This window comes from Lactobacillus sp. WILCCON 0059 (assembly GCF_057197985.1).
Genome location: NZ_JBUBHN010000001.1, coordinates 2,249,727 through 2,261,070, shown reverse-complemented (window position 1 = coordinate 2,261,070; position 11,344 = coordinate 2,249,727). Strand labels below are relative to the sequence as shown.

General features: G+C 53.3%; 9 protein-coding genes. 4 read left to right on the top strand and 5 right to left on the bottom strand.

Going from position 1 to position 11,344, the window contains the following annotated elements:
* Positions 1-16 precede the first annotated feature (16 nt).
* From ACYVUT_RS10600 to ACYVUT_RS10585, 4 genes are all read right to left on the bottom strand, one after another.
* Positions 17-3,013, bottom strand: coding sequence for a diguanylate cyclase domain-containing protein (locus ACYVUT_RS10600; RefSeq protein WP_484500845.1), 2,997 nt, complete (start codon positions 3,011-3,013; stop codon positions 17-19).
* A gap of 126 nt (positions 3,014-3,139) precedes the next feature.
* Entirely contained in the window at positions 3,140-5,230 is a 2,091-nt protein-coding gene (locus tag ACYVUT_RS10595; protein WP_439776282.1) for an ATP-dependent Clp protease ATP-binding subunit, read from the bottom strand.
* 123 nt (positions 5,231-5,353) lie between these two features.
* Positions 5,354-5,590: a transcriptional regulator gene (locus tag ACYVUT_RS10590; protein WP_270449283.1), complete on the bottom strand. Its 237-nt coding sequence runs from the start codon at positions 5,588-5,590 to the stop codon at positions 5,354-5,356.
* 127 nt (positions 5,591-5,717) lie between these two features.
* A complete protein-coding gene (locus tag ACYVUT_RS10585) occupies positions 5,718-6,386 on the bottom strand; it encodes a type 1 glutamine amidotransferase (RefSeq protein WP_484500844.1) in 669 nt (222 codons plus the stop codon).
* A 196-nt stretch (positions 6,387-6,582) separates the two neighbouring features.
* Between ACYVUT_RS10585 and glpK the strand changes: the two genes are divergently transcribed.
* The 4 genes from glpK to ACYVUT_RS10565 all read left to right on the top strand — a co-directional run bounded on the left by glpK (position 6,583) and on the right by ACYVUT_RS10565 (position 10,272).
* Entirely contained in the window at positions 6,583-8,091 is a 1,509-nt protein-coding gene (gene glpK / locus ACYVUT_RS10580; RefSeq protein ID WP_484500843.1) for a glycerol kinase GlpK, read from the top strand.
* Positions 8,092-8,116: 25 nt separating this feature from the next.
* Positions 8,117-8,875, top strand: coding sequence for a tyrosine-protein phosphatase (locus ACYVUT_RS10575; RefSeq protein ID WP_439775902.1), 759 nt, complete (start codon positions 8,117-8,119; stop codon positions 8,873-8,875).
* A gap of 114 nt (positions 8,876-8,989) precedes the next feature.
* A complete protein-coding gene (locus tag ACYVUT_RS10570) occupies positions 8,990-9,772 on the top strand; it encodes a tyrosine-protein phosphatase (RefSeq protein ID WP_484500842.1) in 783 nt (260 codons plus the stop codon).
* Positions 9,772-10,272 carry an O-acetyl-ADP-ribose deacetylase gene (locus ACYVUT_RS10565; RefSeq protein ID WP_484500841.1) on the top strand — a complete coding sequence of 167 codons (501 nt, stop codon included), beginning with the start codon at positions 9,772-9,774 and terminating at the stop codon, positions 10,270-10,272. The genes ACYVUT_RS10570 and ACYVUT_RS10565 overlap by 1 nt, the downstream gene beginning before the upstream one ends.
* A gap of 65 nt (positions 10,273-10,337) precedes the next feature.
* Here ACYVUT_RS10565 and ACYVUT_RS10560 read toward each other — a convergent pair whose 3' ends face one another.
* Positions 10,338-11,255, bottom strand: a complete 918-nt coding sequence (locus ACYVUT_RS10560) for a cytochrome C5 (RefSeq protein WP_484500840.1) — start codon at positions 11,253-11,255, stop codon at positions 10,338-10,340.
* Positions 11,256-11,344: the final 89 nt, after the last annotated feature.

Here is an 11,344-nt window from a genome sequence, read left to right as displayed (position 1 = left end):
ACGCTGTTTCTTTTTGTTAATAATAAGCAGGCTTGTATGGACTGCCGCAGCTGCCCTTGCGGCCGTTTTTCTTAACCTGGTAAAGGTTGTGGTCGGCCAGGCGGATCATGCTCTTGATTTCATCGCTGTTGTGGGCGATCCCGTAGGTATAGCCGGCAGAGACGGTGATGTTCATGTAGAGGTCCAGGATCTGCACATGCTCCAGTTCGATCCGCAGCTGCCGGTCTTGCTCTTTAACCGTGTCAATATCGGTAAAGTCGCGCAGAATCAAGAATTCATCGCCCCCATACCGGTAGCAGTGGCCGATTCCGTAGATCTTGAGCAAAAGCTGGCTGAGTTTCTTCAAGACCTCGTCGCCATAGCGGTGGCCAAAATTGTCGTTGAACTTCTTGAAGTGGTCGACGTCCAGCATCATGACCAGGATCGGCTTGCCGGTAAGGTAGTTGAAGTCGCGGGCAAAATTGTGCCGGTTTTTCAAGCTGGTCAAGTCGTCTCTGGCGGCTTCATGTTCCAGCTGGTTGATCCGCTTGCTGGTGTTGGTCACGTCCGTAAAGAAGCCAAGCAGGCCGACGATCTGTCCCTTGTCATAAACAGGCGCTTTAAAGACCAGGATTTCCCTGACCCTTCCCCGGGCCAGGGTCTTGCCCAGTTCTCTGATTGGGACCCCGTCACGCAAAAGCTGCTCTTCGCTTTCCTGGAAGTTTTCCGGGTGGATGTTGAGGCCCAGCTCATTATCATTATGGCCGATTACTTCAGGCAAGGACAAGCCATAGTAGTTTAAAAAGTGCTGGTTGGCCCCCATGAAATTGCGCTCTTTGTCCTTCCAGAAAAGGCCGAGCTTGATCTGTTGGGTGATAGCGTCCCAAAGGTTGTCCGTCTTGATTTTTCCTTTGTCCTTGTCCAAAAAGACTGGATTACGGACTGGCTGCCCATCCATGGTTGAGAGGAAGGCCTTGGTCATGCCGTTTTCCGCCACCAACTGCAGGAGAATCCGGTAGTGGAAGTGTGGCCCCGTTAAGACGTAAGAAGAGCTGTCGCCGATTTCCGTGCAGCTTTTGACCGCGTCCCAGAAGCGAAGGCTATTGCTGTCTTGACCCAGCTCCAGTTCATTGACATAGTCTTTTTCCGTCCCATTGACCTTGGCCACCCAGTCCTGGGCGGGCGGGTTGAGATAGGCCAGGCGGACCTGGTTGCCATCAATCAAGTAGACGGCCACGGGAACGGAGCTGCCCAGGCCAGGCTTCTTATGGTCAAAGAAGCGGTAGGCTGGATCTAGCAAGTCGATTTGGTTTATCTCTTGATAGAAGGTCTGCTCCTCATGGCCTTGAGCTGAATATCCCTTTTGCCCGAGCAGCTTCAAGCTGTCCTTGAAAGGCGTGGCTGGGAAGAGGCAGTTGCCTTGGACCAAGACCGCGCCGATGGACTTGAGGAAGTCCAGCTGGAGCTTGTTTTCCACATTTTTAAAAATCGGCCGGATTCCCAGCTGCTTGCAGGCGCTGACCAGGTTGGACAGAACCGCGGCTTCCTTGGAGCGGACCGGGTTCAGCGAAAGCAGGTCAAACTTCATGAACTCAAAAGAGTAGTGGGTCAAAAAGTTCGTGGTCGGGTAGCTGCTGCTGGCGCAGTCAAAGGCACAGGCGTAGTGATTGTCTTCCAAAGCGGCTAAAAGCTGCTTGATCGTTTCCGGCTTGCAGGAGCTGGAAACGGCCAGGTCAAAGATCAGCTGGCTGTGGGGCAGCTGGTATTTCTGCATCAGCCGGTTGACTTCTTTAAGGAAAAGCTCGTTTTCCAGGTCATCGGTGGACAAATTGATCACGAGGGGGACGATCTGCAGATCTTGTTTCCGGCGACAGGCGTAGATTTTGCAGGCTTCTTCCAAAACATGCAGGTCCAGCAGGTGGGAGAGCTGGCTTTCTTCCAGCACCGGCAGAAAGTCTTCTGGATACATGATCCCGTAAACCGGATCCTTCCACCGGGCAAGGAGTTCAAAGGCCGCGATCTTGTGATTCATCAAGTTGATGACTGGCTGCACGTCAGAGTTGATCCAGCCCTTCTGCAGGGCTTCAGTAAAGTGGCCCAGGATGTAGTCGCGCTTATTTACTTTTTCCTGGACCTTGGCCGTGTAGTAGTTGCAGACCCGGTTTGAATTGCGGGAGGCAAACAGGGCAAAGCGGGCCTTGTCAACGGCGGCCAGGGCCAGCTCCTTGTCTTCATCTGCCAGGTAGATCCCGCAGTGAATAGTGGCCAGGTGGCCTTCAGAAAGTGCCTTGACCTTCAGATTCAGCTTGACCAGCTGGTTGTCAATCTGGCTGGAGTCAGTAATGATGACAAACTGGTCTTGGAAGTAGCGGGCCAGGTGGGCATCCGGGAATTCCTTTTTCAGCAGCGTGGCCAATTGGCAAAGGAAGGCGTCACCCTTGAGGTAGCCAAAGCGGTTGTTGTAGACGTGCATGTTGTTGACGTCCAGAATAACCACGGCTGCCTGGCCGCGGTCCTTGATGATCTCGCGCAGGTAATGGCCGCCGCTTTCGTTGAAGTTGGTCATATTGGCCAGGCCGGTCAGCCCGTCGATCAAGTCATGCTTTTTAGGAGCTTTGAGATAGGGATCCAGGCTGTCGATTAAGTCACTGCCGCCTGTCGTCAGATCAAAATAATGGACGACCAAGAGCTTTTGACCAGTTTTAGTTATTTGTGATTTGCAATAAGCTAAAAGCTGGTGATAATGACCGCCGATCGACAAGCGGTAGGTCATCTGTCCGCTGGCTTGCTGGCCCATTTTTCTAGAATAGGCCAGCAGCCGGTTCCGGTCATCCGGGTGGATCCGGTTGAAGCTGCGTTGGTTGAGATAGTCCAGCATTGATTCCCGGTCTGACTGGACCATCTGGCAGTAGCCATCTGATAAGAGAATGACTTTGTATTGCCCGCCAATCAGTTGGTAGATTAGGATGGGAAAAGGAGAGCGTTCGTAAGTTTCCCGCGCGTCTTCACTAAAATCGTACAAATTATCTGGCATATAGCAACCTTCCGTAAGCGTTCTTATATTACCTATTGATTATAATACAAAGATCTGAACAAAAGCAAAAAAGGCAGTCAAAAGACTGCCTTTTTTATGATTATGCAAATTGGTTAAAGAAATGAATTACTTGTCTTCACTGATTTCAAGAGCCCCGTCGACCATGTCAGCCTTCAGCTTCTTGACATCCAAGTGGTCCAGGTAGTAGTCGGTGACTTTGTCACGGATTTCCTGCTCGATGACTCTTCTCAGTGGCCGTGCGCCCATAGCTTCGTCGTAGCCTTGTTCAATCAAGTAGTCCTTGGCGCTTTCACTGACAGTCAAGCTGATGCCCTTCTTGGCCAGAGTCTTGTTTACGTCAGCCAGCATCAAGTTGACGATTTCCTTTAAGTCTTCCTTGGTCAGGTGGCTGAATTCGATGACCGCGTTGAAGCGGTTGAGGAATTCCGGTCTGAAGTAAGGAGCCAGCCGGTCCATCAGCTTTTCGTCCTTCTTAGCGTTGCCCATCAGCTTTTCATTGCCAAAGCCGGCGTTAGAGGTAGCGATAATGATGGTGTTCTTGAAGTTGACCGTATTGCCTTGCCCGTCAGTTAAGCGGCCGTCATCAAGCACTTGCAAGAGCAGAGTGATGACCTGCGGGTCAGCCTTTTCAATTTCGTCCAAAAGGATGATTGAGTAAGGGTTGCGGCGAACTTTTTCAGTCAAGGTGTTGGAGTTGTCATCGTAGCCCACGTAGCCGGCGGTGGTCCCGATCAGCTTGGAAACGGCCGTCCGGTCGGAGTATTCAGACATGTCCAGGCGGATGATGGCATCCTTAGAGCCAAACATGTCCAAGGCCAGCTGCTTGGCCAGTTCCGTCTTGCCGACCCCGGTCGGGCCGACGAAGAGGAAGGAGCCAATTGGCCGGTTGCCGTCGTCAAAGCCGGCCCGGTTGCGGCGGATAGCCTTGGCTACAGCTTCAACGGCTTCGTCCTGGCCGATGACCTTGCCCTTTAAGCGGCTGCTGAGCCCCTTCAGGCGTTCGATGTCGCTGGCGCCCATCTTGGAAACCGGAATCCCGGTCAAGCGTTCAACGGCAGCGGCCACGTCAGCTGGAGTAGCCACGGTCTTTCTTTCTTCGTGGTTTTCACTCAGCTGCTTTTCCAGCTTTTCAGCCTTGGTCTTGTGTTCCAAGGCGGCTTCGTAGTCTTCCTTTTCAGCGGCCTTTTCCTGGGCCTGCTTTTCTTCCTTGATCTGCTTTTCGATGGTCTTGGCATCGGTCACCGGGTGCTGGGCAGCCAGGTGAGCGGCGGTCATGTCCAAAAGGTCGATGGCCTTGTCAGGCAGGGACCGCTGCGGAATGTACTGGACTGAGTAGTCGATGGCGGCCTTCAAGACGTCGTCTGGCAGTTCCACATTGTGGTGCTTTTCATAGAGGGACCGGATCCCCATCAAGATCTTGAAGGTGTCAGCCGGACTTGGTGCGTTGACCGTTACTTCATTGAAACGGCGGGCCAAAGCGGCGTCCTTCATGATGGTGTTCCGGTATTCGTCTTGGGTGGTGGCCCCGATTACGGTGATTTCACCTCTGGACAAGGCCGGCTTCAAGATGTCGCTCATCCCCTTGGAGCCATTGCCGTCGCCCATGCCGCCGGCGCCGAGGATCTGGTGGATTTCGTCAAAGAAGAGGATGACATTGCCTCTGTCCTTGACCTCCTTGACCAGGTCCTGGATGTTCTGCTCAAAGGAGCCCCGGTACTGAGTCCCGGCTTCCAGGCTGGAGATGTCGATGGAAATAATTTCCTTGTTCTTGATTGCTTCTGGCACGTCCCCATGGACAATCGCCTGGGCTAAGCCTTCAACGACCGCGGTCTTGCCGACCCCGGCGTCCCCGACCAGAACTGGGTTGTTCTTGGTCCGGCGGGAGAGGATTTCCGCCGTTTCCTGGATTTCCTTGTTCCGGCCGATGACCGGGTCGAGCTTGCCTTCCCGGGCTTCAGCGGTCAAGTTCCGGCCTAATTTTTCCAAAATGCCGTTGGCCTTCTTTTGCTTGCCCTGGACATTCTTAGCTTGTCCTTGCCCTGGGAGTTGCCCGGTCTTTTGGTATTCAGCGAATTCTTCCGGAGTTACCTGCCGGCCGTTGATCAAGTAGCGGCGGTTTTCGGAATTGAAGCCGCCCATGCCGTTCATTAAGTCTCTAAAAAGATCATCCATATCGTTAAAGTTGTCGTAAGCCATGATTTTACCTCTTTCTGAGTAAAATAAGGTGCTGGTTTTAGGCTAACTAAAAAGCCCTTCTGCATCAATCGAAATCAACACAATAGGACTTGCTCAGCGGTTAAACCAACCTTCGTATTTAGTTTAGTCATCATCGTCATCGCTGAGATAATCATTCTCCAGCTCACGCAGAACCTGCCACATCGCCACGTGCTGGGCCCGGGCGATCGCGTCGAGATCGCGCAAGTTGATTGACGTCGCATTTGATTGCTGCTTGTTAAATGACTTGTGAAGGGTAGTGTAGCCATAGCCCGACTCTTTCGCCACCCGGTAAATGGTCAGGTGCTTGTCGTCGAGGTATCGAATAATATCGATCTTCATCGTTCTCACTTCCCTACGACAATTATTATACCACATCTGTGGTATAGCACAAGTGTGAAATAGTAAATTTTTTTAAAAAATCGCGAAAAAAAGACCAGCTCCTAAAAAAGCTGGTCAAAAAGCTGTCTTATTGGGCCACGCGGGCAGCATGCCGGTCTAAAATCATGTCCACCAGGGCGCTGGCGACATTCTCATTCTTAAGCATCGGGCCGTGGGACCAAGAGCCGATGAAGTTCTTGTAGCGGACCCCGTCTTCCTTTTCCTCATGGTTGTTGCCGTAGCCTTCAACCACCTTGGCGAAAGGCTTGAGCATTTCCCGGTCGTCCAGGAAGGTCTGGCCGGAGTGGTTTTCAAAGCCGATGGTCGGGCCCCATTCAGTTTCGTACTTGGTGTCGCCGATCATCCGCTTCTCCGGGTCAAATTCCGTGTGCAGGGGCAGGATCCCCAGGCCCTTGATCTTGGTTCCGGAAATGGTGTTGTAGTAGGTCCCCATCAGTTCGTAGCCCCCGCAGATGGCCAGCATGGGGTTGCCGGCCTGGATGTAGTCGTTTAGGGTTTCCTTGAAGCGTTGCAGGTCCTTGGCCACAATGCTTTGTTCATAGTCCTGGCCGCCGCCGAAGAAGACAAAGTCATAGTCAGCCGCGTTGAACTGGCTGCCCAGGGAAATGTTGTCGATTTGGGTCTGGTAGCCTTTTTTATGCAAAAAGTAGCGGAGGATCTTGACGTCACCAGAGTCCCCGTAGGTGTTCATCAAGTCTTCGTAGAGGTAGGCAATGCGAATCAAATTATCAGCCATAGTCAAATTCTTCCTTATCGTAATCAATTACACTGATTATAAACTAAAAGGGAGAAAAATAATAATCTAAAGACAGGTCCTTTTAGCTTGCATTTTTCACAAACTGGCTTAGACTTAAATGGTAAGCGTTTTCGCAAAAAGACGGCGAAAAAGCAGTAAGTAAAGCAAAAAATGATAAGTTTAAAAGGAAGAAAACATGAGCGAACAATACATTTTGGCAATCGACGAGGGGACGACCTCAACCAGGGCAATCATCTTCAACCATGCCGGCCAGCAGGTGGCCAGCGTGGCCCGGGAATTCACCCAGTACTTCCCCAAGCCCGGCTGGGTAGAGCACCAGGCTGAAGAAATCTGGAACGCGGTCCAGATCACGACTTCAACGGCCTTGATCAATTCAAGCATCCGGCCGGATCAGCTGGCGGCCATCGGGATCACCAACCAAAGAGAAACCACGGTGGTCTGGGACAAGGAGACTGGCCGGCCAATCTACCCGGCTATCGTCTGGCAGTCCCGGCAGACCAGCGAGATCGCGGAGAAGCTGGTTAAAGACGGCTATAGCGATATGATCCGGCAAAAGACGGGACTGGTGATCGACCCTTACTTTTCCGCCACGAAGATCCGCTGGATTTTAGACCATGTGGAAGGAGCCCAGGAGCGGGCAGAAAAAGGGGAGCTCCTTTTTGGCACGATCGACACCTGGCTGGTCTGGAAACTGACCCGGGGGCGGGTCCATGTAACTGACTGCACCAATGCCAGCCGGACCATGCTCTTTAACATTCATGACTTGACCTGGGACCAGGAGATCTTGGATTTGCTGAAGATTCCGCGGGTCATGCTGCCGGAAGTTAAATCAAATTCTGAAGTTTACGGGGAAACCGACCCTTACCAGTTCTTCGGGGGCAGAGTGCCGATTGCCGGGATGGCCGGGGACCAGCAGGCTGCCTTGTTTGGCCAATTGGCCCTCAAGCCGGGGATGGTCAAGAACACCTACGGGACCGGGTCCTTCATCGTGATGAACACGGGGGAGGAACCGATCGAATCCAAGAACAATTTGCTGACGACGATTGGCTACAAGCTGGGCGAGCAAGTAAACTATGCTTTGGAAGGGTCCGTCTTCGTGGCCGGGTCAGCCATTCAGTGGCTGAGAGATTCAGTCAAGCTGCTGAACTCAGCCCCAGAATCTGAGCAGGCAGCCCTGGAATCAAAAGATGCCAATGAAGTCTACGTGGTTCCTGCCTTTACCGGTTTGGGGGCACCATACTGGGACAGTGAAGCCCGGGGGGCGATTTTTGGCCTGACCAGAGGCAGTAGTGACAAGGACTTGATCAAGGCGACCCTGCAATCATTGGCCTACCAGACCAGGGATGTGGTCGATACCATGCAGAAGGACTCGGGGATTGAAATTCCAGTTCTCAGAGTCGACGGCGGGGCTTCAAACAACAACTACCTCCTCCAGTTCCAGGCTGACCTTTTAGGCAAGAAGATTGAGCGGGCAGCGGATTTGGAAACCACTGGCCTGGGGGCAGCCTTTTTGGCTGGTTTAGCCGTCGGCTACTGGGAAGATGTAAGCAGCTTGAAGGAGATTGCCAAGACCGGGGCCGCCTTTGAACCGAAGATGGAAGCAGAGGAAAGAGATCGGCTCTATGCGGGTTGGCAGCGGGCGGTTCTGGCCACCCGGGTCTTTGCCCACGGGAAAGATTTTTAGTTTTTGACAGGATGAAGGGATAAAAATGCCAAAGCGGATCGTAAAATTGGAAGCCGGCTACAACTGCCGGGATTTGGGCGGCTACAAGAGCCAGGACGGCCGGACTGTCAAGTGGGGCCGGCTCTACCGGTCGGGTTCCTTGAGCTACTTGACCAAGGCTGACCAAGCTGAACTGGCCCGGCGGAAGATTGTGGTGGACTGCGATCTGCGCTCCCGGCATGAGCAGGACAACTTCCCTGACAAGCTCTGGCCAGGGGCAAAACTGATCGACGCCCACTTTTACAGCGAGAGCGGGGATGAAGAGGAAGAAGCTGAGGCGGCCTGGGAGAAGTATTCCAGCAAGCTGCCCAAATTGTCCTACCTGGCCATGATCTACCAGCAGAATCTTGTCGCTCCCAGAACGGGCCTGGTGATGCGGGAGATTTTTAAGGAGATGCTGGCTCTGGAAGATGACGATGCCTTGCTCTACCACTGCTCCATGGGCAAGGACCGGACCGGGATGGTATCGGTGATCGTCTTGATGGCCTTAGGCCTGGATGACCGGGAGATCCTGCGGGACTACCTGCTCAGCCGGGAATACAGCCGAGACTGGGATGAGGCGGATGAAAATGACCGCTTGGGCAAGCAGATTGCCAAGATGAACCAGACCCAGGTCAGCCAGACGGCTTTTTACGGGATTACGGAAACGATCCGGCAGACCTGGGGCGGCTTTGACCGCTACTTTGCCAGCCTGGGCTTTGGCCAAGGAGACTTGGACCGGCTTAGGGACAAGTTTTTGGAATAGAATTTTTTACCGCTCCGCCTTTGGCTGGGGCGGTTTTTTTGCCAAAAAATTACGGGAAAACTAAAATGGAAGGGAGAAGAAATTTTCGCGTTTTTTGGAAAAGAGGGATGCAGGATGGAGATGCAAAGGGTGATTGAGCTGGACATGCCGGTCAACTTCCGTGACCTGGGCGGCTATCAAGGCTTGGACGGCCGCCGGGTCAAGTGGCGGAAGATCTACCGGTCGGCGGCTTTAAACGAGCTGTCGACCAAGGACCGGGTGATTCTGGCCAACCTGCACATTACGGTGGACTGCGACCTGCGGTCCAGCCGGGAGCAAAAAGGGTATCCGGACCAGACCTGGCCGGGGGTCCGTTTTGTGAATATTGGCCTTTACGCTGAAGGTGACCGCTTCAACCAGGCCCATCCTTTCTTGCGCTTTTTCCACCATCTGCCGGAATTTGACGACTACCTGCCCAAGATCTACCAGCAGGTTTTGTTGAATGAGCACTCAGAAGAGGGGATCAAGCGGGTCTTTGAGGAGCTGCTGAAATTGCCAAAGGACCAGGCCCTGGTCTACCACTGCGCGGCTGGGAAGGACCGGACGGGGATCATCAGTATTTTGATCTTGATGGCCCTGGGCGTGGACGACAAGACGATCGCGGAGGACTATTTGCTGACGGATGAGCTGTACGATTTTTCCATTGAGAAGCAGCATCCGACTAATGAGAAGCTGTCGCAGGTGATCGCGAAGATGAACGTGACCCGGGGTGAAGGACCGGCGGTTAAAGGAATCACGGAGACTATCCGGCAGGGCTGGGGCAGTTTTGACAAATTTTTTACCAGAAAACTGGGCTTCAAGCAGGCTGATCTGGAAAAGTTCCGGGAAATGTACTTAGAGGAGGGCGAAGAGGACTAATGAATTTGGAAATCTGGCAAGGAGATATCACGACTTTGAAGGTGGACGCGATCGTCAACGCGGCTAACCGGGAACTGCGGGGCGGTGGCGGCGTCGACGGGGCCATCCACCGGGCAGCGGGACAAAAATTGAATGAGGCCTGCCGGGCCCTGGGCAGCTGCGAGACGGGTGAGGCCAAGATCACGCCAGGCTTTAACCTGCCGGCCAAGTACATCATCCATACGGTAGGGCCGGTTTACTCGGGTTCGCATAGCGATCCTCTGCTTTTGGCGGCCTGCTACAGAAACAGCCTGCGGGTGGCCAAGGAAAACGGCCTGCACTCGGTCGCTTTTTCCGCGATTTCAACCGGGGTCTACGGCTATCCGCTGGACGCGGCCAGCAAGGTGGCCTTCGGTGAGGTCCGCAAGTGGCTGAGAGAACACAAGGATTACGAAATGCGGGTAATCATGGTGGCCTACGATGCCCGGACTTACGCCTTGTACCAGAAATTGCTGGGGTAGGAAAATGGAGATTTAGAATCAAGCAAAAAAGCTTCAGTAAAGCAATACTGAAGCTTTTTTCATTGCTATTCAAATTCATCTCGTTTGATCTCCCGGTAGATAGCCAGGACGAGGACAAAGACGGCGGAGATGATGGCCGGGTAGACCATGCTGCCGACCTGGACAGCCTTTTCCGCTGCTGCCTGGCTCATCTGATTTTCCACGGCGTATGAGATGACCCAACGGTTCATCAGAGTTGGCGTCAAGGCAAAGGAGATGGTGGAGATCAAGGAGGCCACCGTCATCACGTGCCGGGAGTAAGGCTCTCTGAAGAACTGGGACAAAACGCAGAAGGCTGGGGCGATCATCAAGAGGAAGATCCAGAGGATGATCATGGTGCCGGCAGTGGAGTTCATCATCTGCGAGCTGTTGGTGGCGTAGCGGTAAGTCCCCCATAAAGAGCCCCCGGTCAGCTGGTTGAAGAGGTTCAAAAAATAGGACCCTTGCTGGCCGAAAGTCCCCTGACTGGAGAGCATGTTCTGTACGACGGTCAAACTGTCGGTTGTCCCGGCGCTGGTGAAGTCAACGCTGACGATCTGCCGCATGTAGGCGGCCAGGAACATGATGGTTGAACCCAGAAGCTGCAGGGCCTTAATCATGCTCAGCTTGCGGGAGGCCTTGAGCTTGAATTCCAGACTGAGAACCCGGTTAGGGTGATGGGAGCGGCCGATCACGAAGATGCCGGCGATGGTCAAGACGATGATGATGGCCAGGCCGATCCACCACTTGGCCAGGATGCAGAAGATGGCCAGGCTGATCATGATGACCGTGACGTAAGGGCGGTCAGCGAAGATCTGCCAGAAGTTGAGCCGGACCTTCTGCTCGCTTCTTGAAGCCCCGTCAGTGTCCAGTCGGGGAACGGAATTAAAGCTTGTCTGCCGCGTCTGCTTTTGCGCGGTTTGTTCTTGTCTTTCTTGGTACTGTCTGCGCGACATTCTTGCCATGATAAAAAACTTCCTTTCGCAATCACAAGCCTAGCACAAGTTGGCCTGTAAAGGCTCTTTTTTCAGACGGTTTAACTTAAATTATAAGC

What these genes read in the sequence shown, in the direction of transcription:
- glpK (WP_484500843.1), top strand. Translation starts at nt 6,583, where the DNA reads ATGAGCGAACAATACATTTTGGCAATCGACGAGGGGACGACCTCAACC.
- ACYVUT_RS10575 (WP_439775902.1), top strand. Translation starts at nt 8,117, where the DNA reads ATGCCAAAGCGGATCGTAAAATTGGAAGCCGGCTACAACTGCCGGGAT.
- ACYVUT_RS10565 (WP_484500841.1), top strand. Translation starts at nt 9,772, where the DNA reads ATGAATTTGGAAATCTGGCAAGGAGATATCACGACTTTGAAGGTGGAC.
- ACYVUT_RS10560 (WP_484500840.1), bottom strand. Translation starts at nt 11,255, where the DNA reads ATGGCAAGAATGTCGCGCAGACAGTACCAAGAAAGACAAGAACAAACC.
- ACYVUT_RS10595 (WP_439776282.1), bottom strand. Translation starts at nt 5,230, where the DNA reads ATGGCTTACGACAACTTTAACGATATGGATGATCTTTTTAGAGACTTA.
- ACYVUT_RS10570 (WP_484500842.1), top strand. Translation starts at nt 8,990, where the DNA reads ATGGAGATGCAAAGGGTGATTGAGCTGGACATGCCGGTCAACTTCCGT.
- ACYVUT_RS10600 (WP_484500845.1), bottom strand. Translation starts at nt 3,013, where the DNA reads ATGCCAGATAATTTGTACGATTTTAGTGAAGACGCGCGGGAAACTTAC.
- ACYVUT_RS10585 (WP_484500844.1), bottom strand. Translation starts at nt 6,386, where the DNA reads ATGGCTGATAATTTGATTCGCATTGCCTACCTCTACGAAGACTTGATG.
- ACYVUT_RS10590 (WP_270449283.1), bottom strand. Translation starts at nt 5,590, where the DNA reads ATGAAGATCGATATTATTCGATACCTCGACGACAAGCACCTGACCATT.